The 21,752-nt window shown below is 63.8% G+C and carries 18 protein-coding genes; 13 read left to right on the top strand and 5 right to left on the bottom strand.

Annotation, left to right across the window (positions count from 1 at the left end):
* Nucleotides 1-285: 285 nt before the first annotated feature.
* From QQ658_RS14145 to QQ658_RS14135, 3 genes are all read right to left on the bottom strand, one after another.
* Nucleotides 286-1,293, bottom strand: coding sequence for a DMT family transporter (locus tag QQ658_RS14145; RefSeq protein ID WP_286025479.1), 1,008 nt, complete (start codon nt 1,291-1,293; stop codon nt 286-288).
* Complete coding sequence (locus QQ658_RS14140; protein WP_286025478.1) at nt 1,290-3,125, bottom strand: phosphotransferase; 1,836 nt, start codon at nt 3,123-3,125, stop codon at nt 1,290-1,292. The genes QQ658_RS14145 and QQ658_RS14140 overlap by 4 nt, the downstream gene beginning before the upstream one ends.
* A 117-nt stretch (nt 3,126-3,242) precedes the next feature.
* The gene (locus tag QQ658_RS14135; protein WP_286025477.1) at nt 3,243-3,398 is read right to left on the bottom strand and encodes a hypothetical protein; all 156 of its coding nucleotides are present in this window, start codon (nt 3,396-3,398) and stop codon (nt 3,243-3,245) included.
* Nucleotides 3,399-3,525: 127 nt separating this feature from the next.
* Here QQ658_RS14135 and QQ658_RS14130 point away from each other — a divergent pair, with 127 nt between their 5' ends.
* Nucleotides 3,526-4,260: a Fic family protein gene (locus tag QQ658_RS14130; RefSeq protein WP_286025476.1), complete on the top strand. Its 735-nt coding sequence runs from the start codon at nt 3,526-3,528 to the stop codon at nt 4,258-4,260.
* Nucleotides 4,261-4,288: 28 nt separating this feature from the next.
* On the opposite strand, the gene QQ658_RS14125 is transcribed toward QQ658_RS14130, so the two are convergent.
* A complete protein-coding gene (locus tag QQ658_RS14125) occupies nt 4,289-4,561 on the bottom strand; it encodes an acylphosphatase (RefSeq protein WP_286025475.1) in 273 nt (90 codons plus the stop codon).
* 116 nt (nt 4,562-4,677) lie between these two features.
* On the opposite strand from QQ658_RS14125, the gene QQ658_RS14120 reads away from it, so the two are divergent.
* Both QQ658_RS14120 and mgrA read left to right on the top strand, forming a co-directional pair.
* Nucleotides 4,678-5,880, top strand: coding sequence for a L,D-transpeptidase (locus QQ658_RS14120; protein ID WP_286025474.1), 1,203 nt, complete (start codon nt 4,678-4,680; stop codon nt 5,878-5,880).
* A gap of 169 nt (nt 5,881-6,049) precedes the next feature.
* The gene (mgrA, locus tag QQ658_RS14115; protein WP_286025473.1) at nt 6,050-7,114 is read left to right on the top strand and encodes an L-glyceraldehyde 3-phosphate reductase; all 1,065 of its coding nucleotides are present in this window, start codon (nt 6,050-6,052) and stop codon (nt 7,112-7,114) included.
* Between the two features lie 230 nt (nt 7,115-7,344).
* Here the strand turns inward: mgrA and QQ658_RS14110 are convergent, their stop codons facing one another.
* Complete coding sequence (locus tag QQ658_RS14110; RefSeq protein ID WP_286025472.1) at nt 7,345-8,187, bottom strand: alpha/beta fold hydrolase; 843 nt, start codon at nt 8,185-8,187, stop codon at nt 7,345-7,347.
* An 85-nt stretch (nt 8,188-8,272) separates the two neighbouring features.
* Here QQ658_RS14110 and QQ658_RS14105 point away from each other — a divergent pair, with 85 nt between their 5' ends.
* The 10 genes from QQ658_RS14105 to QQ658_RS14060 all read left to right on the top strand — a co-directional run bounded on the left by QQ658_RS14105 (nt 8,273) and on the right by QQ658_RS14060 (nt 21,746).
* Nucleotides 8,273-9,472 carry a winged helix-turn-helix domain-containing protein gene (locus tag QQ658_RS14105; protein ID WP_286025471.1) on the top strand — a complete coding sequence of 400 codons (1,200 nt, stop codon included), beginning with the start codon at nt 8,273-8,275 and terminating at the stop codon, nt 9,470-9,472.
* Nucleotides 9,473-9,538: 66 nt separating this feature from the next.
* Nucleotides 9,539-11,626, top strand: a complete 2,088-nt coding sequence (locus QQ658_RS14100; protein ID WP_286025470.1) for a penicillin-binding transpeptidase domain-containing protein — start codon at nt 9,539-9,541, stop codon at nt 11,624-11,626.
* A 216-nt stretch (nt 11,627-11,842) separates the two neighbouring features.
* The gene (locus QQ658_RS14095) at nt 11,843-12,709 is read left to right on the top strand and encodes a mechanosensitive ion channel family protein (protein ID WP_286025469.1); all 867 of its coding nucleotides are present in this window, start codon (nt 11,843-11,845) and stop codon (nt 12,707-12,709) included.
* 12 nt (nt 12,710-12,721) lie between these two features.
* Nucleotides 12,722-13,675 carry an EamA family transporter gene (locus QQ658_RS14090; RefSeq protein ID WP_286025468.1) on the top strand — a complete coding sequence of 318 codons (954 nt, stop codon included), beginning with the start codon at nt 12,722-12,724 and terminating at the stop codon, nt 13,673-13,675.
* Nucleotides 13,676-13,739: 64 nt separating this feature from the next.
* Nucleotides 13,740-14,024 carry a ribbon-helix-helix domain-containing protein gene (locus QQ658_RS14085; RefSeq protein ID WP_286025467.1) on the top strand — a complete coding sequence of 95 codons (285 nt, stop codon included), beginning with the start codon at nt 13,740-13,742 and terminating at the stop codon, nt 14,022-14,024.
* Nucleotides 14,021-14,344, top strand: coding sequence for a type II toxin-antitoxin system RelE/ParE family toxin (locus tag QQ658_RS14080; protein WP_286025466.1), 324 nt, complete (start codon nt 14,021-14,023; stop codon nt 14,342-14,344). The genes QQ658_RS14085 and QQ658_RS14080 overlap by 4 nt, the downstream gene beginning before the upstream one ends.
* A 92-nt stretch (nt 14,345-14,436) precedes the next feature.
* Nucleotides 14,437-15,939 carry a CCA tRNA nucleotidyltransferase gene (locus QQ658_RS14075; protein WP_286025465.1) on the top strand — a complete coding sequence of 501 codons (1,503 nt, stop codon included), beginning with the start codon at nt 14,437-14,439 and terminating at the stop codon, nt 15,937-15,939.
* Entirely contained in the window at nt 15,932-17,452 is a 1,521-nt protein-coding gene (locus tag QQ658_RS14070) for an MFS transporter (protein WP_286025464.1), read from the top strand. The genes QQ658_RS14075 and QQ658_RS14070 overlap by 8 nt, the downstream gene beginning before the upstream one ends.
* Before the next feature lie 241 nt (nt 17,453-17,693).
* Complete coding sequence (locus tag QQ658_RS14065) at nt 17,694-19,655, top strand: DUF6049 family protein (protein ID WP_286025463.1); 1,962 nt, start codon at nt 17,694-17,696, stop codon at nt 19,653-19,655.
* Nucleotides 19,656-19,757: 102 nt separating this feature from the next.
* Nucleotides 19,758-21,746 carry a protein kinase family protein gene (locus QQ658_RS14060; RefSeq protein WP_286025462.1) on the top strand — a complete coding sequence of 663 codons (1,989 nt, stop codon included), beginning with the start codon at nt 19,758-19,760 and terminating at the stop codon, nt 21,744-21,746.
* The last annotated feature ends 6 nt before the right edge of the window (nt 21,747-21,752 follow it).

The following is a 21,752-nucleotide window of genomic DNA, read 5'->3' as shown; positions in this document are numbered from 1 at the left end:
GATCGTGCAGATGGCCAAGAACGCCATCAGCGCCGTCGCATCATTAGTCCGAAACATCTCGTCGAGGGCGAGATTGAACTCTCTCCGCCGACGAAACGGTACGGGAACCAGGGTTGGCTAGTGGAATACCGCGCTTGAGCGTCCTTCGACTGGCCGGACCTCTCGACCGCCTCCGAAAGCTGTTCCATAAATGGAACAGCATCACGTACTTGTATCAAATATGGGACACCGGCTGGCGGCCTTCGCGAGGGCTAAGTGGCACGATCTGCAGACCAGGCAGTTCGCTCACTCGTCGGATGCATTGGCCTCGGGGGCCGGCCTTCCGACACCAGCGCCGACCGGGGCGTCCGCAGCGACAGACTCGCCACCGCGGGACTTGCGTCCGAACCGAAGCTCATTCCAATCGGAGGTGGCGGCCAGGACCGTCCCGACCAGGACCACGACGCAGCAGATGATCGTCACCGGGCCAGGAACGGTACCCATCAGCAGCAGACCGAAGACCACGGCCCACGCCGAGTACGAGACGTTGAGCGCCATGCCACGGGCAGCGCCGATGGTGTCGATCGCCTTGTAATAGAAGAGATACGAGATGGTGCCGGCCAGCCCGGCGAGCGCGATCACCGCGGTCGCGGGCGTGAACAGCACCTGCCCGGAGAACTTCAACACGCCGAACAGCGGCGCCACGATCAGCGCGTAGGTCAACGCCGAGGTCGTCTCACGAATCTGTAGTGCGGTCTCGTTGTCGACCGCGTCGTCCCTCATGCCCCAAGCCAAAATGACGGCCTCCGAGCCCCAGCCGATCATGCACATCAGCGCGCCGATAATGCCCAGCCAGGCATTGCCTTCGATGGTCGTAGACGTCCAGCCCATCAGCATCACTCCGGCCAGCGCCGCCAGCAGCGCCACCACCTGGCCCGGCTTCATCCGCTCCTTGAGGAAGACGAATGCCAAGACCGTGCCCACGGCCGGGTAGAACGAGGAGATGATCGCGGTATATCCCGGACCGATGTTGTTGATGGCGATCAGATAGCCTGACATGCCCAACGGGCCACCCAGCACGGCCGCACCCATGACGGCCTTGCCGCTGCGGGTCTTGAGCGCGCTGAGAGTGTGCCGCAGCCGACCGCGCACCCCCATGTAGATCAGCATGACCAGCGCGCAGGCCGCATCGTGCAAGAACGCGCTTGCCATGGACGCTTCGGGAGCGCCGGCGAAGGCACCCATTGCTAGTGCGATACCCAGTACGACCGTGTCGAGGCCCCAGGTCATTCCGCTGATAATGCCGTATTTCATGCCGTTACCTCGATCAGCTCGTCTTCGTTGTTTGCTTCATGCCGGCCGTCTGCGTACCGATCGGCCGACTCGTACCAGTCGAGCACCTGATCGATGTAGTCAACGGCGTACTTGTAGTAGATGAAAAGCCACTCGCCGACGTTGTCACCCTCGGCCTCCTTGGCGAGCGCCCAGATGTACCAACACCATCCGGCGAACACCACGTACGCCCAGAAGTGCCGTCTCTCGGCGAAGCTCGCCGGGCGTCCGAAATAGAAGTCGAGCGCCTCGTCGGCCTGCTCCGTGGACAGTTGGCAGCACACGGTGAAGGTGCCGAAATCGTTCGCGACGTCGGACATGCCCGCGTATTCCCAATCGATGAGGCTGAGTTCATCGTTCTTGTCGACCAGGAAGTTGAGGAAGAAGAAGTCGTTGTGGTTGAGGCAAGTCGGGTAGCCGTCCGCGTCGGCGTAGGTCTTCAGCCTGCTGACCTTGTCTTTGAGCTCGGTGTATCCGGGCACATCGATGGGACCATGCTGCGCCAGGAGCTTCTCGTAGCCGAGGCCCTCCTGATAGAAGTCGAATTCGCGGTCGAGTGTGGCACCGCAATCATGGACCTTGCGGCACACCTGCATGGCACGCTTCACCTGCGCAGAATCGTATGGGTCGAGATTGCGGACACCCGGGATGAACTTCGAGATCTTCCAGCCCTTAGCGGGATCCTCGAAGATGAAGGTGTCGTCGATGCCGAGATCGCGGGCGAGGCGCAATGCCGCCTCTTCGGCCTCCCGGTCGATCATCTGCTCGGTGCCCACGCCCGGATGGCGGTAGACGTATTCTTCGTCGCCGACCGCGAAATGGCAGGACAGATTGGTGAGCCCCTGCTTCAGCGGGTAAAAGTCGTGAATTTCTGATTTCTTGCAGTCGAGCACCGAAACGATGTTGTCGAAGATGTCGGAGTCGACGTTCTCGATGAAAGCCGGATCGAAGCCGCTCAGCTCGTCCAAGGAATCGAATTCGTTGATGAAGCCTGTCTCATATGGACGCAGCACCATCTTCAACTGCTTGATGTGGTCGGCATAAATGCCCTCCCACAACTTGTCGGCCGTCTCCGGAAGGTCATAGACCTCTTCGAGAATCTGCACGAACTTCTCGGAGAAGGCGCGATTGAAGTAGACGTGCCCCAGCATGACCCAGGCATCGCTGCCTCCCACGGTCACGTCGGTGATGCGATTGCCGGTGCCGGTGGTCAGGCACCACTCGTCGGTCGGTCCCTCGACATACTGGGACGCGTAGTAGGCCTGGTAGACGTAGCGCTCAAACGGATTATCGATGAAATAATCATCGGACGAACAAATGAAGGTGTTGCGCAGCCGGTCTTTGACCAGCCACAGCGTCGAATTGTTATTGCGCGTCGCGTAATAGGGATTCACCACGATATCGACGCCATATTTGGCTCTCAGATAGAAGAAATATTCCTTCATGTATCCGACGACCATGGTGATGTCAGAAACGCCGACTTCGAGCAACTGGCGGATCTGACGTTCGACCAACACTTCGTCGCGAACCTTGAGCATGCCCTTCGGCTTCTCATAGGAGATCGGGGCAAATCTGGACGACAGGCCCGCCGCCATGATGATCGCGTTATCGACCTTATACGGCTCGAGCGCGGCAATGCCGGCCTCGGTGATCCGACGATCTTGGACGAAGCCCCGCCGCTCACAGCTTGCTACGGCGGCGTTCACGCTGCCCAGGGAGACATCTCGCCGTTCACTGATCTGTCGCTGGGTCAACGCTTCGCCGCTGATCGCCAGGGCAAAGAGCACCTCGAACTCGTACTTTGTCAGCGTCACAGGTGTCCTCCGTGCAGTCTCGACCTGCTGATATCCACAACAGATTCATGACCAGTACACAGCAAAGACGAACGATGTTCAAGTTGTGTTCATTCTGCGTTGTTGTTGAACACGGGACTATGCGACGGCGGCCGGGACGAGTTGCTCGTAGGCGGCCAGCGCCTTCGCGCTAAACGACTGGGCGTAGCGGTACCAGAGGTAGAGGTACTCGTCCACCGGGTTGCCCTTGACTTCCTGATAGATCGCCCAGACGAACCAGTAGTAGCCCGACAAGGCGACATACCCGAGATAATGGGCACGCTCACGGGGCGTCGGTTGGCGCTGGCCTGTTCGAAAGGTGACACAGGGGTTCTCATCGAGGAACCTAGACTGAGCAGTACGGCAGCACGAGGAGCAATGCATGACCGACGAGTATGCGATCGACGCCAGTCAGTTCGCGCGAACCCTGCGCGAGCAGCGCCAACTGAAACTCCCCGGTGGGCTCTATCACCTCACCCAGATTGAGATGGCATTCAACTCGAACCGCATCGAAGGCAGTCGGCTCAGCAAAGACCAGACGAGATTTATCTACGAGACCCGCACGGTGATCGGTGACGCCTTGGTCGACGACGTGCTCGAGACCAGCAACCACTTCCGTGCCTTCGACATCGTGATTGATCATGTTGGTGAGCCGTTGACAAGTGGTTTCGTCAAAGAGCTGCACCGGATACTCAAGACCGGCACCCAAGATGCCACCAAGGACTGGTTCGCAGTGGGTGATTGGAAGAAGCTTCCCAATGAGGTGGGGGGAAACCCGACCACGCCCCCGGAGCAAGTAGATACCGAGATCAGCCGTTTACTTGCTGAAGTACCGAAGCAGATGACTTTCGCCCAGATCTGCGACTTTCACGTGAGGTTCGAGACGATCCACCCGTTCCAGGACGGCAACGGGCGTGTGGGCAGACTGATTCTGTTCGGGCAATGCCTCAGCAACGACATCATGCCGTTTGTCGTCAGCGACGACGAGAAGGCTTTTTACTACCGTGGTTTGCAAGAATACTCACACGAACCTGGGTACCTGCGTGATACGTTTCGGCACTTTCAAGACCAGTACTACACAAGGTTCCACAGCTTCGTCCCAGCCAAGAACACCTGACTCGGTGCCGCGACACAATTGCGTCCGGCTACCTCACGCGGAAGCCGTTGATGCCGCTCGGGGACTGTTCGCTCACCTGGTAGGTGTCGACACTCGCCCAGCCCGGGCCGTCGCGCATCCACTCGATCATCTGCGCGACCTTGTCGTCGTCGCCCTCGATCCAGGCCTCGACAGAACCGTCGTAGAGGTTACGTACCCAACCGTTGACGCCGAGAGAATCGGCATGATCTGCCGCCGACCACCGGAATCCCACGCCCTGGACGCGTCCGGTCACCACTACCTGCACTGCGCGTTCCGCCATAGTTAAGCCTACGGGCACCCCCGAAAGACCACCGCCAATAATTCAAAGCTCAACAATGGCAACCGACAGGCCAACGACCACGGTCATTTACCCGAGGTGGCCTAGAATTGCAAGCCATGAGCACATCGCCGATGCAACTGACCCGCCGCACCGCTCTGCTGGGTGTTGCGGGACTCACCCTGGCCGGTTGCGCGAGAGCCGGATCCGAAGAAGCGGGCTCCGACCAGCCTGCGTCGTCCGCGGGAACGGTAACTGCCGATACCAAGAGCGAGGCGGTCATCACGATCGGCACGGCTCACGGTCTGGACACCATGTGGCCCAATGAACCCCTCGATATCACCGTCGAGAACGGCACGATCTCGTCGGTCAAGGTCGTCGACGAGACAGGCAGCGAGATCCCGGGCACTGTTGACGGCAGCCAGTGGATGCCCGATCGGGGCGCACTGCTGCTGAACTCCACGTATTCGATCGAGGCGATCGCCGTGGACGCCAAAGATCGTCAACAGGCCACTACGGCTTCGGCCACCACGATGAATCCCGACCTGGTCGTCGAAGTCGATTTCCGGTTCGCCGACGGGGTGGCCGTCGGCAACGGCATGCCCATCTGGGTACGGTTCGACATGCCGGTCACCGACGATCAGCGGGCTGCGATCGAGAAGACCGCGTCTGTCACGACGGTGCCCGAACAGGAGGGCTCGTGGGGATGGTCGGACGAGACCACGCTGTGGTGGCGTCCGAAGGAATACTGGCAGGCGGGCTCGACCGCACACGTCGAGGTGAAGGCCGCGGGTCTGCCGGCCGGCGACACCTGGGTTCTCAACGACGCGGCCGCCGACTACATCTATGGCGACCTGCGGGTTACGGTCACCGATATCGACAACCACCAGCTCACCTGCTACCAAAACGGCGAAGCCGTGAACACCATCCCGGTCAGCTGCGGTAAGCCCGGAATGGAAACCATGACCGGCACCAAGCTGGTCATGGACCAGGAGTATTCAGTCCTCATGGACTCCGGGACTTTCGGCGTCCCGGCCGATTCGGCCGAGGGTTACAGCACCCAGGTCTATTGGGCACAACGCATCACCTGGTCGGGCGAGTATTTCCACGCAGCGCCGTGGGCGGATGGCTCGCACGGTGTCGCCAATGTCAGCCATGGCTGCACCGGCATGACCACCGCCAACGCGCAATGGTTGTTCGAGTTCAGCCAGATCGGTGACCCGGCCGAATTCGTCGGCAGCACGTTCGCCACCCAGCCGTACCAAACCTATGGTTGCTGGCTGTACTCCTGGGAAGACTGGCAAGCTCAAAGCGCGCTGTAGGGCCACGGCTGATCGGTCGTGCGCAAGTCCCGAGCGGATTGTGCGGTTCTCCGCACGTTCTCCATTTCGTGATCTACGCCCCTCTCGGCGTCCGGACAAAGTGGTGAGATCGAGCGCGACCGGCGCGATGCGGCTGGCCCCGCGTCCAGGACTCGGCAAGAATGGATGCATGCTCACAGACGGAATCGCCTATCAGGCAGACCCGGCCCGCTACGACGGGTCCATGATCTATCGCCGAACAGGACGCTCCGGACTTCTGCTGCCCGCCATCTCTCTTGGGCTGTGGCAGAACTTCGGCGACCTACATCCGGCCGGTAATCAGAGGGACATCGTGCGAGCCGCCTTCGATGCCGGAATCACCCACTTCGATCTCGCCAACAACTACGGGCCGCCGCCCGGCCAGGCCGAGATCAACTTCGGTGAGCTGCTGCGCACCGACCTGGCTCCCTACCGTGACGAGATCGTGGTGTCGACCAAGGCCGGTTATGACATGTGGCCCGGCCCCTACGGCCAGGGCGGTGGCGGACGCAAGTACGTGCTCTCGTCCCTCGACCAATCACTGCGCCGGATGGGACTCGACTACGTCGACATCTTCTATTCGCACCGCTTCGATCCGGATACCCCGCTGTACGAGACCATCTCGGCTCTCGACCAGGCGGTTCGCTCGGGCAGGGCGCTTTATGTCGGCATTTCGAGTTACTCCGCCGAGCGCACTCGCGAGGCCGCCGAGATCGCCCGGGAGCTCGGCACCCCGCTGCTGATTCACCAGCCCAGCTATTCGATGATCAACCGGTGGATCGAAGAGCCCACCGGCCAGGACGGCTCGCTGATCGAGCAGGCGGACAAGCAGGGTATGGGCATCATCGCGTTCAGTGCGCTCGCTCAGGGCATGCTGACCGACCGCTATCTCAATGGTGTGCCCGACGATTCGCGGGCGGCCCGTGGTGGATCGCTGCCTATCGAATACCTGGACGAGAAGCACATCTCGCAGTTGCGTGCCCTCAACGACATCGCCGCCAAGCGTGGCCAGTCGCTGGCTCAGTTGGCCATCGCCTGGGTGCTGCGCGACGAGCGGGTCACCTCGGCGCTGATCGGCGCGTCCAGTGTCAAGCAGCTGCAGACCTCGCTGGGTGCGCTGCAGAATCTCTCGTTCAGCGCCGACGAACTGACCGAGATCGACAAGTACGCGACCGACGCAGACATCAACAAATGGGCGAAGTCGTCCAACGCCTGATTTTTGCCGGCAAACAACATGTAGGGGTGCGGACGCTGCAATGCGTCCGCACCCCCACGTGTGGTTCGCAAGCAATAGATCCGGTGGCTCTTTGCACCACTTTATTGCCATAACGTGGTGCAATGACGGTTCATCAGCCTCGTTTTCGCCGCGAACGTGCACAGTAGTCCAAGCCCTGATTTCTGCCCACGAACAATTTTCGTGGGGTACGCAGTTCGCAAGGATGGGTGTCAGCCGAGGAAGGCGAGCAGCTCTCTGGCGACCACGTCCGGGTGGGAGGCGAGCAGGCCGTGGGGGCCATCGGGGATCGGCTTCACGGTGACATCGTCCAGGTATTGGGGCATCCGGGCTCCGCTAGCCGCAAACGGGACGATCTGGTCACCCTGGCCGTGGATCACCAGCGCGGGCACCGTGAATTTCGCCAGATCCTGCCTGAAATCGGTGAGCCACAGCGGGATGCAACAGGCCAGCGCGTTCACATTGCCCTGCTGGGCGATCATGATCGAGTGATCGATCTCGGCGGCAGGAACCATCAGCCTGGTCTGGTCGCCGTCGGCGGGCACCGAGTAGAAGTTCGTCAGGAATCCCTTGAGGAACCCGACCGGATCGGCGAGTAGGCCGGACTGCATCTCAGCGGCGGCGTCCGGTGTGAAGGCACCATCGGGATTGTCGGGCAGCGTCGCATCGTTGCAGGGCGTGATCGCACCGATGAAGCAGGCAGCGGTAACGCGCCCGGTGCCGTACTTGCCGATATAGCGGGCCACCTCGCCGCCGCCCATCGAGAAGCCGACCAGCACCGCGTCCGACAGATCGAGTTTGATCAGCAGTTCATCGAGATCGGACGCGAAAGTGTCGTAGTCATAGCCTGATCCCGGCTTGCCGGAGCGTCCGAAACCACGGCGGTCGTAGGCGATGACCCGGTAGCCTGCCTCTTGCAACACCGGGGTGATCTGGTTCCACGAGGCTTCGGAGGCCGGCCAGCCGTGCACGAGGACGATCGGCCTGCCCGGGCCCTTGGAGTCTCGGTAGTACAGCTCGGTGGGATGGGCTTTCGTTGTTGTCAGCATAGGCATGGGATACCTCCTTGGATCCAGCTCCGGTTGTCTCGATTGTTTCACAGCGCCGCCACCACCAGAAGAAGCTCTAGGGTTGAGCATCGTGAGGACGATCAGCACCGCTCAGGCACGCCGCATAGCGCTCGCCGCGCAGGGCTTCGGGCGGCCGCGTCCACAGCGGGAAGTCACGATCCGCGATCTCCAGCGGTTGATCGACACTGTCGCACAATTCCAGATCGACACGATCAATGTGGTGACTCGTGCGCATTTCATGCCCGCGTATTCCAGACTCGGCCCCTACGACACTGCGCTGCTCGACCGCTGTTCCCAACAGGCGCCCCGGCGGCTGTTCGAGTATTGGGGTCATGCCGCGAGCCTGATCGACGTCCGCCTGCAACCCGATCTGAGGTTCCGGATGGCCCGGGCGTCCGGCGAAGCATGGGGACGGATGCGCACCGTCGCCACCGAGCAGCCCGAACTGGTGGGGCAGATCCGTCAGGAGGTGGCGCTGCGCGGCCCTGTCACCGCACGCCAGATCGAGTACGACGAGGTGCGGGCCCGCGATCATTGGGGTTGGAACTGGTCGACGGTCAAGACCGTGCTCGAATGGCTGTTCTGGTGCGGCGAGGTGACCTCGGCCTACCGCAACCCCCAGTTCGAGCGGGTGTTCGATCTGCCAAGCCATGTCCTTCCGCGACCGATCATCCAGACACCGACACCGGACGATGACCAGGCGATCCGCACCCTGGTCGCCCGATCCATCCGTGCGTTGGGTGTGGGGAGCCTCGGTTGCATCGCAGACTATTTCCGGCTCACCAACGCGGAAACCTCCCGGGCCCTGGTGGGGCTCGCCGACGACGGTCTGGTCGAGAAGGTGCAGGTCGAGTGCTGGGCCAAACCGGCTTGGTTGTGGAGTGCTGCCCGAATACCGCGGCGTATCGAGGCGCGGGCGCTGCTGGCGCCCTTCGACTCGATGGTCTTCGAACGCCGCCGGCTGCGCAGCCTGTTCGGCTTCGACTATTCGATCGAGATCTATGTGCCCGAGCCCAAGCGGCGCTATGGCTACTACGTTTACCCGTTTCTGCTGGACGACCGGTTCTGCGCCCGAGTCGACCTGAAAGCCGACCGGGCCACCGGCGTGCTGCGCGTCCGATCGGCCTGGGCCGAGCCGGATGCCGATGCGCCCAGGGTGGCCCGGGAACTAGCCGCCGAGTTGCACACCATGGCCGGCTGGCTAGGGCTTTCCGAGGTGGCGGTGGAGCCGCGCGGTGACCTGGCCGCCGCTCTCGCCCAGGTGTGCTGAATCGGTCCCGCCGATCAGGACACGCCTTGAATCAAAAACGTCGTAGCCGGGCGCTACCCTCATTGCATGTGGCCACCAAAGAAGACCGGACCCCGATTGCTCATCGGTTTGATGGCCTGTGCCGTCGTGCTTTCAGGATGCGTCGGCGGCAAGCCGTCGCCAGGCGGTGAGGACGCCGCCGATCAGCTGGCGGCCGCGTTGAGCGAGGGATCGATCGATGATCTACCGCTGGCCGGAGATCAGCAGCGGGCCCTCCTCGACTACGAACAGACAACCGGCGCGTTGGATGGCCTGCTTCCCACCGTTGAGGTGGCGTCGGTTGACTATGGTGATTCGGGCGATCAGGCAAGCGTCCAACTGAATCAGAGCTATCAGTTCGGCGAACAGCAATGGTCGTTCACCTCCACCGCCCAGATGAGCTACAACGAAGATCAATGGCAGGTCGAGTGGACGCCGAGCATCGTTCACCCCGAACTCGGCGACAACACCCGGCTCTACGACGAGCGGACGACCCCCAAGCGCGGCTCGATCATCGGCGCAGATGGTCTGGCGATCGTCGAAGATCGTCCGGTGTACAAGGTGGGCATCGACAAGACTCAGGCCGAAGAATCCGAGATCGACTCGTCGGCCCGCGCATTGGCCAAGCTGGTGGAGATCGACGAAGACCCCTACGCCGAGCAGGTCGCCGCGTCCGGGCCACAGGCATTCGTGCCGGCCGTCACCCTGCGGGAGGGTCAAGTGCCTCCCGAGATCGAGGCCATTCCTGGCGCCGTTGCCATTCCCGGTACCCTGCCGCTGGCGCCGTCGAGCACCTTCGCCCGCGGTATTCTCGGCACGGTCGGCGAAGCCACCGCCGAAGACATCGAGAACAGCGACGGCACGATCGCCGCGGGAGATCTGGTCGGCCAATCCGGACTGCAGCAGATCCACGACGCCGAGCTTCGCGGTGAACAGGGCCATGCGATCAGCATCATCGCTCGAAGCGAGGACCAGTTGGAGGAGATCGGCCCGGCGCCTTCGGCAAACGCGGACTCTGCGGCTAGCGGCAGCGCCGAACAGTCGGATTCGACGAGTCCCTCCAGCGACGCATCCCCGGACGCATCCGATACGGCCTCCCCCGACACACCCGGTTCGTCGTCATCGGGCAGCCCATCCGAGACGAGTTCTACTACCCCGTCCGAAACCTCGGGATCCGAGACTGCCGACACCGACCCAACGTCATCGGCGCCGGCCGAAAAGCTGCTCTTCTCGGTCGCACCGACCGACGGCACCTCACTGCAGCTGACGATGGACGCCGATCTGCAACGCACGGCCGAGTCGGTTCTCTCCGGCTACAGCGACAACCTGGTGCTGCTCGCGGTGCTCGACAAATCGAGTGGTGCGGTGCTCGCGGCGGCCGAATCCCCGGCCGCAGAGGGGCAGTCCTTTTCGACCACCGGAGGATATCCGCCAGGTTCTACTATGAAGATCGCCACCTCGTTGGCGTTGATCCGGCAGGGCTATACCGCGGATTCGGCGGTGAGTTGTACGCCGACCGCCACCGTGAATGGCCGCGAGTTCAACAACTGGCCCGGATACCCCGCTGCATTTACCGGGGATATCCCGCTGCGCGACGCCGTGGCCCAGTCATGCAATGCCGCCTTCATCAACGCTGCCGCCCAGATATCGGATGAGCAGTTCGCCGGTGCCGCGGCAAGCCTCGGCATGGGGGCCGACTACGACTCCGGCTTCGGCGCCTTCTACGGTTCGGTCCCGGCGACCGGCGACCCGGTCGAACACGCCGCCGGAATGATCGGGCAGGGCCAGGTGCTGATGTCGCCGATGGCTCTGGCTTCGGAGGCGGCGTCGGTGGCCAACGGGCACACCACGATCGCGTATCTGATTCAAGACGAACAGCCCACCTCGTCGGCCCAGGAACTGACCGCCGACGAGGCAGCCCAGCTGAGTGACCTGATGCAAGCGGTCGTCGCCCGCGGCACCGGCACCCAGATGCAAGGCGTGCTCGACGCAGCGAAGACCGGCACCGCCGAGTTCGGCGAAGGCTCCGAACACAGCTGGATCGTCGGCTGGAACGACCGGTACGCGATTGCAGCCATGTCGTATAACGGAGATGGCGCCGACAAACAGGCCGTCATCGATTTCATGAACGGCTAGCAACGCGTGGGACACTCGTAGCACTGTTAAACCCGAATTCGCCGGTGGGCCGTCAGGACACGCACCCGACAGGTGTACTTCACTCACGCGCACAAAATGCGAAGATACTCATGAAGTTCGGTGAGTTCGACGGTTGTGGAACTTGAGGAAAAGCCGGTGAATCTGGATAGAACCCGAGTTCATCCGGGCGTGAAGCATCACTGAATCGGAGCAGGAATGACTTTTACGTGGCCCGACACTCTGATCGAGATCGGCACGATCGCGCTTCTCGCGATCGTGCTGCGCGGTCTGCTGAAGCGGCTGATCAGGCGCTGGGTGAAGTCGGTACGTGCCCGCGCCGACAGCGAACACGAAAAACTCACCAGCCGGGCGGCCGATGTGCTGGCGAAGGCCGGCAGCATGAACTCGGAGCGGCAGCAGCATCGCGCCCGCACGCTCGGCACGATGCTCGGCTCTCTGGTGGACGCGATCATCGGTCTGGTCGCCATCTTCATGATCTTGGAGGCACTCGGACTCAACATCATGCCGGCGCTCGCCTCGGCCGGCATCGGCGGTGTAGCGCTCGGTTTCGGAGCCCAAAGCCTGGTCAAAGACATCATTTCGGGTGTCTTCCTGATGCTGGAGGACCAGCTGGGCGTCGGTGACTACATCGATGTCGACGACGTGCACGGCACCGTGCTCTCGCTGGCGCTGCGCGTCACCAAGGTGCAGGGCGACAACGGCGAGATCTGGTACGTGCGCAACGGCGAGATCGTGACACTGGGCAACCGGACGCAGGGCTGGTCGTCCGGAACCGTGGAGATTCCGGTCAGCCCCAACGAGGATCCGCAAACGATCCTCGGCCTGCTCACCACCGTCGCCGAGGAACTCGACACGGACGAGACCTGGCACGAGCAGATGATCGAGGCACCCAATGTTCTCGGACTCACCAAGTTCGAGAACGGGCAGGCCATCTATGCTGTGGTCGTCAAATGCCCGGGCAACAAACAATGGGCGCTCGAACGCGAGGTGAGGGCCCGCGCCATCGCTGCCCTGCGCAAGGCGGGCGTCCACGTCAGTTGGCCGACGAACCTCACCTCATAGAAACCGGAGCCCATGACCGCCAGCCCGCGTCCCACCGGCAAAACCAACGCGTCCGTCTCACCAGAGTTGGCGATCGGCGCCGCACTGGGCTCGGTCATCTGCGTCGAAACCGGCGCGGCCCTCGGCAAGGGACTGTTCGAGCAGATACCGTCACTCAGCGTCTCGTGGCTTCGCTTCACCTTCGCCACCGTTGTGCTACTTGTGCTGCAACTGGTGACCGCGTCCGTTCGGCGGGCTCGCCATCGCCCTGTGCAGTCCAAGACCCCCATCAACCGCACCACGATGCTCGCCCTCGCCGGCTATGCCGTCGCGCTGGTGTGCATGAACACCTCGTTCTATCTGGCCATTCAGACGATTCCGCTGGGCATCGCCGTCACCATCGAGTATCTCGGCCCGCTCACCGTCGCGATTCTGGGCTCCCGAGGACGCCTCGACCTGCTCTGGGCGGTGTTGGCGGGGTTCGGTGTGCTGCTGCTCGGCTTCCGACCGGCCGGCCTGCATCTTCAAGGGGTCGTTCTCGCGCTCGTCGCGGCCTGCTGCTGGGGCAGCTACATCAAACTCGGCGCCAGAGCCCGGCAGTACTGGCGTGGCTCCGACCTGGTCACCGCTGCCTGCGCTCTGGGCACCGTCGCCTTGGCCGCTCCCGGTATTCACGGCGGCGGCAGCGCGCTGTGGACGCCCGGTGTGCTCGCGATCGGGCTGTGCGTCGGCGTGTTCAGCTCGGTGCTGCCCTACCGCCTCGACATCGTCGCACTGGGACGCATCGCCCCGAACGTGTTCAGCATCCTGCAGTCTCTCGCCCCTGCGGCCGCGGCTATCGCCGGCTGGCTGCTGCTCGGCGAGATCCTTGGCATCACCGATTGGATCGCGCTGGCCTCGGTCGCGATCGCTTCGGCCGGCGCCACCATCACCTCCACGGCCCGCGAACACCGGCTGCCGGCGTCCAGTCAGCATCCCGGGGCGTAACCAGTTCGTGTGGATCTCCGGGGCACCAACGTAGAATCAGTTCTACTGAAATGGGGGTTTGATGATGGCGAGCACACAGCAACTCAATATCACCCTGCCGGGCGACCTCGCTGATGCCGTCAAGCAACGTGTGGCGTCTGGGGAGTACGCAAACGAAAGCGAAGTCTTGCAGGAGGGGCTTCAAGAATTGTTGGATCGCGATGCTGCGGTCGAACAGTGGTTGCGCACCGAGGTCGTCGCATCGGTCCAAGAGATGCGGGCCGATCCGTCAAGGTGGATCAGCTCAGAGGATATGCGCGCCCACCTTCTAACTTTGCGAGCAAAGTACGACTCCGAGCATTTGACATGAGATACCGGGTCGTCTACTCACGTCAAGCACAACAACATCTGGATGACATTTTCGTCTGGATTGCCGATCAGAGCCGCTCGTCGGAAGTAGCAGAGCATTTCGTGTTAGCGATTTCCGGGTTCTGTGACGGTCTCACGGATTTTCCTTACCGCGGGAACGCCCGAGATGATCTGCTGCCCGGGCTGCGGACAATTGGCTTCCGACGGCGCGTCATCATTGCATTCATAGTCACAGAAACCACTGTCGAGATCTTCGGTGTCTACTACGGCGGACGAGACTACGAAACCCTCATCCAGCAATTCACTGGCCCAAATACTTGACAATTAGCGTCATCGATACCAGGACCCGGAGAGCGTAGCTTCCGATGCCCCGTCCCGTGCTCGCCCGGCTGCCAAGGGCTAAACTGAGCCAAATGTCGAATGTCAGCCATGCCCAGCAGACCGCTTTGGCGTCCCTTCTTTCGGCCGGCCCCGTGATCGGTGAACTCGGCCGGCTGTTCGCCGAAGCGGGTCAGCAGCTGTACCTGGTGGGCGGATCGGTGCGCGATGCGCTGCTCGGTGTGCCGGGCCACGACCTCGACTTCACCACCTCCGCACGACCTGACGAGACCCAGCGCATTCTCAACTTGTTCACCGACACCGTGTGGGATGTCGGCCGTGACTTCGGCACCATCAGTGCGCAGAAGACCCACGACGGCCATGACTGGCTGATCGAGATCACCACCTTCCGCACCGATTCGTATCGCAGCACCTCCCGCAAGCCCGATGTCATCTTCGGCAAGACGGTCGAGGACGACCTGATGCGCCGCGACTTCACGGTGAACGCGATGGCGCTCGATGTGAGCTCCGGCAATCTCGCCGACTGGCGTTTCGTCGACCCGTACCATGGCATGGACGACCTCGAGGCCCGCACCTTGCGCACCCCGGCAGCCCCCGAGATCAGCTTCGGCGACGACCCGCTGCGCATGATGCGCGCCGCCCGCTTCAGTTCACAGTTGTGCTTCGAGGTAGCTCCGGTCACCAGGCAGGCGATGACCGAGATGGCCGAACGCATCCGCATCATCAGCGCCGAACGGGTCCGCGACGAGCTGAGCAAGCTGCTGCTCACCGACACTCCGCGGCCCGGTCTCGACCTGCTGGTCGCCACCGGGCTCGCCGATATCGTGCTGCCCGAGCTTCCGGCAATGCGGCTGGAACGCGACGAACACATGCGCCACAAGGATGTTTACGAGCACTCGCTGACCGTCCTCGACCAGGCGATCGCCTTGGAGAAGTCCCGCGACTATGTGGACGGCCACCCGAACCCCGACCACCGGCCCGACCTGATCGTCCGGCTGGCGGCGTTGCTGCACGACATCGGCAAGCCCGCGACCCGTGGGCTGGAGGGCAGCAAGGTCACCTTCCACCACCACGACGTCGTGGGCGCCAAGATGGCCCGCAAACGCCTCAAGGCGCTGCGCTACTCCAAGGAGATCATCAACGCGGTCGGCGACCTGATCGCCTTGCATCTGCGCTTCCACGGCTACTCCGAAGGATCGTCGGGCGGGGCGTCCAGCGGTTGGACGGACGCTGCGGTCCGCCGCTATGTGCGCGACGCCGGAGACCAGCTGGAGCGGCTGCACATCTTGACCCGGTCGGATTGCACGACCCGCAATGTGCGCAAGGCCGAGCGGCTGCGGCGCGCCTACGACGAACTCGAGTTCCGCATCGACGAACTCGCCGAAGCCGAACAGATGGACGCGATGCGTCCCGATCTCGACGGCAACCAGATCATGCAGATTCTGGGCATCAAGCCCGGACGCGAGGTCGGCGAGGCCTATCAATTCCTGCTCGGCAGGCGCATCGAGGAGGGTCCACTCGACCCGGAGCGCGCCGAGGCCGAGCTCAAGCAGTGGTGGAAGAACCGACATGAGTAATGATCCCAGCCAGCCGGACGATCAACAGCCCGGCGAAGACGATTCCGTCATCCGGGTGCCGGGCACCGACCGGGTCTTCACCCGCGGCAAGATGCTCGTCGTGCTGCTGTCCATCCTCGCGATGAGCATGATGGCGATCAGCGCCATCAACGTGGCGCTGCCCAGCATCGAATCGAGCCTGGGCGCCTCCAATGCCGATGTGCAGTGGATGCTGTCGGGGTACGCGCTGGCCTTCGGCATGGTGCTGGTGGCCGCCGGACGCACCGGCGATGTGCTGGGACGAAGTTCCGTCTTCCTTTCCGGAGTCGCGGTCTTCACCCTCGCCTCGCTGGTCTGCGCGCTGATCAGCGACCCGTTCTGGCTCAACGCGATGCGCGTCGTGCAGGGCATCGGCGCGGGATTGTCGACCCCGCAGGTCAACGGCATGATCGTGCAGTACTTCCACGGCCACAAACGGGCCTGGGCGTTCTCGCTGTTCGGCCTGGTGGTCTCGGCTTCGGTCGCCGTCGCCCCACTGCTGACCGGGCTGCTGATCGATGCGCTCGGCCCCGGCACCGGCTGGCGGGCGTCCTTCCTCTGGAATGTGCCGATCGGCATCCTGACGATCATTCTCGGCTTCCGCTGGCTACCGTTCGGCCCCGAACGCGAACGCCGGATCGCCAAACAGCAGGGCGGCTTCGTCCGCAGCCGGTTGGATCTCGACCCGGTCGGCATGATCGTGCTGTCACTGACCGTGCTGGCGGTGATGCTGCCGTTCATGTTGCACCGTCCGGCCGGCTTCCTGCTGCTGATCGCGGCACCTGTTCTGGGTTGGGCGTGGATCAGGTGGGAGCGCAGCTATGAGGTCGCCGGGCATCAGCCCATGGTGAATCTGAGGCTGTTCGGCATCCGTTCGTTCACCCACGCCACCGCCATCTCCTTCCTGCAGTTCCTCGGCGCCACCTCGACCTTCGTCATCATCGCGATGCACCTGCAATCAGGCCTGGGGGCTGCCGCCCTGCTCGCGGGCAGTGTGGGCCTGCCCAACGCGGCCGCGTCCGCCATCTCGTCATTGTGGGCGGGACGCCACGTCATCGAGAAGGGCCGGGCCATCGTGATCGGCGCCTTCTGCTGCTCGGTCACCGGTCTGCTCGCCACCATCGTGATGGCCCAGTTCATCGACGGGCCCGACCCCGAGCTGCATTTCATGTGGCTGTCGATACCGCTGGTGCTGTACGGCATCGGCGTGGGCGCCATCAACACCTGCAACCAGGCACTCAGCCAGGAAGACATTCCGGCCAACATCGGCGGTACGGCCGGAGCGGTCAAGCAGGTCGGTGAACGCGTCGGCACGGCTGTCGGCAACGCCATGATCACCGCGGTCTTCTTCTGGGTGCAACCCTTGAGCGGCTGGACGGCAGGATTCACAGCGGCTCTCGGAGTCATCATTGTGCTCCAGATCATTGCGCTTGTCAGCGCCATCTTCGACCGGCGGGTGCTCGGCGACGGCCGGCACTTTCACGGCACCGCCTAAAAGCCCCAGAACCGATGCCACCTGGTCGCCGACCCCGAGCCGGCAAGGCAACACCGTTGCGATCCTGGTGGCAAGAACGACCCGGATGATCGTCTTCTGGATCGATGGGCCATCTCGACGAACATGGCCGGCCGCAGCTTGTCTGAGCGTCGCGCATCAGGTCCTGGCCTAGGATAAGCGGGTGGCAGTGAACCCGAAGCGTCGAAGAGGTGCCTTGCGACCTCTCAGGCTCTGGGGTCTCGTGCTCGGCCTGCTCGTTTTTCTGACCGGCCTCCCCGTCGTTGCCGCCCACGCCGACACCGACGACGATCTGCTGGTCGAGCTGACCTCGGTCACCCCCACCGTCTTGGACGCGAGCAGCGAACTGGTCATCACCGGACGGGTCACCAACCGCTCCGGGCAGCAGGTCTCGGACCTGGCGGCACACCTGTGGCGTGATGCCACACCGATCACCACCATTGACGCGCTGAACGCCGCCCAGACCGGCCCGCAGGATAGCGGTGAGGCGATGCAGTCTTCGCAGGCCGTGCAGGTGCTCGGCGACGACGGTTCTCTTCAGCCGGGTGCCAGCGCCGACTTCACCGTGCGGGCCGATCTGAGCCCGGACGCCGCCGAGCAGCTGTGGCTCAGCCAGCCCGGTGCCTGCTATCAGATCGGGGTGCAGATCTTCAGCGCCCAGCAGGCGGTCGGCGGCGCCAGCACTCTCGCCCCCTTCCCCGGGGACGACCAGTCCGAGGTGGGCACGGTGGCCCTGTTGAGCGCCACACCGACCCTGCTGCCACTCGACTCCCAGACCGCCGAGGTGCCGGTTTTCGCCGATGACTCGTTGTCGGACGAACTCTCCGGCCGGCTCGACCGGTTACTCACCCTCGCCGAGCAGGACGATGTCTGGGTGGTCATCGACCCGCTGCTCTACGACGAGGTGACCGCACTCGCCGAGCCGCACAGCATCCGCGAAGAAGACGGCACCGTCTCCGAGCCGGACTCCGCCGGCAGCGCCACCGCCCAGGCCTGGCTCGACCGCGTGGACGCGTTGATCTCCAGCGGACGCCTCACCCGCACCCTGTACGGATCGCTCGATGCCGGTTCCGTTGTCACCGCCGGCCGGTCAGATCTGATCGGACGCGCTGCCGGGTTGCCGGCCGGACACGCCCTCGCCGGGCTGCCGCTGGCCGTGGTTCCCTACGGCGGCAGGCTCGATGAGGCGACCGCCGCATCTCTTGGCCAGGTGTCGGCCGACTATGTCTTCGCTGCCGATCTGGGCGCGGGCCGGGTGCGATATCAAACCTCCGGGCTCGATGTGCTCAGTATCGATGCCGCATCGGCGCCGGGCATGCAGTCGGACCCGGTCGCAAGCCTCGGTGCCTCGCTCGCCCGCCAGTTGATCGGAAGCCATCAGGGCATGCCGGCGATCGAGATCGTGAGCACCGACGAGCAGGTGAATCTGGCCCTGAGCGACCAGTCGTGGCTGAGCAGGCGTCCGATCACCGAACTGGCGGCCGCTTCGGGCACGCCGGGAGATCCCAGCTGGCCCACCGATGAGCAGCCCGTGGACGCCGCGCTCGTGGATGCGATCGACCAGTCCGCGCCCGGCCTGGACTCGTGGACAGAGTTGACCACCGATCCTAACGAGACGCCCACCGCAAGCCCGCAACCCGACAGTGTCGACGCGGCCACCGCCGTGTTGGCCGGCACCTGGTCGCAGTCGTGGGGACGCGACACCGATGCCCAGGTGGCGTGGCTGAACGCGGCAGGGCAGGCGGCCATCGAATTGGTCGGGCCGGACGCCGTCGAGGTGCGGGCCAGCGACTGGGTGACGACCTCGTCCGAAGACAATTTGCTGCCGGTGACCGTGGTCAACAAGACCGACGCCAAACTCACCGTGCGGGTCCATTTCGACTCCGACAACCCGCTACGCATCAGGGTCGACGATTCCGAACTGGTGACCGTCGATCCGGGTGAGTCGGCCACGGTGCGGGTGAGCCCGATCGCGCAGGGCAACGGCACGGTCGCGATGCGCGCCCAGGTGGTGACCTCGGGCGGTCATCCGGTGGGCATGCCCGTCTCATTCAGCGCCACCAGTACCGAGGCCGGCCGGGTGGCGTGGATCATAATTGTGGCGTCGGGCGTCGTGCTGCTCGGCGCAACGGCATATCGGGTGCGTTCGATGATGCGGCGCAAAGGGCGGGAGGATGAAGGCTGATGACAGTTGATGCGGCCCGGATCTGCCGACCGGCCAGGCCAACAAGGGCGCTTCTCGGCACTCGAGATCCGAGCTTTGGTATCCACGACAGGATTCATGGAAATGTCTGAGTATTCCTCGACCGATCCCACCGGACGCAGCGCGCGTCCCGAGGCAGCCCCCGGGCTGATACTGGGCGGACGCTACCGGCTGGAGGCTCTGCTCGCGCACAGCGGCGGAATCATGAGCTGGCGGGCCACCGACCACGTGCTGTCGCGTCCGGTGCTGATGCACTTGCTGTCTCCCGACGACGACCGGATGGGATGGGTGCTCAACGCGGCCAGACGCGCCTCGACCATCACGGACGCCCGGTATCTGCGGGTGCTTGATGCGCTGGAGGCCAGCGGGCAGGAACCGTGGTCGTTCGTGGTCAGTGAATACGCCGTCGGAGACTCGCTTCAGGCGTTGCTCCAGCACGGCCCGCTGAGTGACGACCAGGCGAGCTATGTCGCAGGCCAGATGGCCGGCGCGCTCGCCCCGTTGCATGCCCGCGGAATGTTCCATCTGCGCATCAACCCGGCCTCGGTGATCATCACGGTCAGCGGCCAGATCAAGATCGTCGGATTCCTGATCAACGCCGCGCTGCGTCCCAAGCCAGGTGAGGATCGGCTCGCCTGGACCGATCAGGAGGCCATCGACTGCTACGACCTCGGACGGGTGCTGTATGCGCTGACCACCGCCACCTGGCCGATTCCTCCCGACGAGCCGCAGGGCAGCCACTGGGGGCTGGCGAGCGCGCCACTGCGTCTCAATCCCACCGATGAGCATGGCGCAGAGCAGCTGTGGGCGAGCCCCCACGAGGTCAATCCGGCGATCTCGCCGAGCCTTTCCACCGTGACCCTGGCAGCGTTGCGCCCCAGACTTGGGCTGGTCGGGCAGGGATTGCACACGGCCCACGACATCGAAGATTCGCTGGAGGGGCTGTGCGATCTGGTGGACGCCGAGGAGTCGCTGGAGAACCTGATGCGCGAGGTGCACCATCTCGGCACCCCGTCGGCCACCCCGGTGCAGACCGAGCGTGTGCTCGGTGCCTCGGCCGACGACGCCGCCACCCAGCAGATGAGCGCGGTCGATGCCGGTTTCGATGACCCGTCGGAGCGGCCGACACAAGTGGTGCCACAGTCTCAGCCGTGGCAGCCCGCGCCGGAAGACGACTGGGCGCCCACCATGGAGCAGCCGGCAGTGGACGACGATTTCGCCGATGACTCCACCACCACTCATTCCGCCGATGACTACTATGGACGCCCACAGTCGACCGGCTCGTCCGGTTATTCGGGGGCGTCCGGTTATCCCGGAGGCGACGACTATTCGGATCAGCCGGGATACCTGGCCGAAGCTGCCTCTGCGGGCCGGCCGGGCCCTTCGGCGCAGCAGGGACGCTCGCAACATCAGGCTCCGGTCGCGGCGCCACCCAGGGTGAGGTCACGCAAGGCCTCGTCGTCCGCCTTCGGCAGACGGTGGATCGTGTTCTTGGTGGTCTTCATCTTGTTGGCCCTGGTGGTGCTGCAGATTCGTGGTTGCGCAGGCAATGGCGGGGGTGAATCGGGGGACGGCACGTCCGAGACCGCTGCTGCGGGGCCGGTGGCGATCGCGTCGGCCTTCGACTTCGATCCGACGGCCGATGGCGGCGACAACAACGAGAACTCCGATCAGGCATCGCTGGCCGCCGACGGAGATCCGGACACGGCCTGGCACACCCTCACCTACCTGAACAATCCGGCCTTCGGCGGCCTGAAGCCGGGCGCGGGCATTGTCTACGACCTCGGTGAGGCCCAGACGGTGCAAAGCGTGCGGGTGCTGCTCGATAACGAGCCGGCCGCGGTGCAACTCATGGTGCCGATCGAGAACGACGCGTCGGCGGCGAGCCCGCCGATGAACACGGTCAGCGAGTGGCAGGTGATCGCCGCCGTCGGCGATGGCGGTGCGGAGACCACCCTGACTCCCGAGGAGGAGGTCAGCACGCGCTGGGTCATGGTCTATTTCACCTCGCTGCCCGGCATCGGCGGAAACCAGTACCGCTCGGGCGTCGCCGAGACTTATATCAATCAGTGATGGCGA

The sequence above is a fragment of the Propionimicrobium sp. PCR01-08-3 genome, assembly GCF_030286045.1.
Lineage (GTDB): Bacteria > Actinomycetota > Actinomycetes > Propionibacteriales > Propionibacteriaceae > Brooklawnia.
This window is presented reverse-complemented; position numbering and strand designations above follow the sequence as displayed.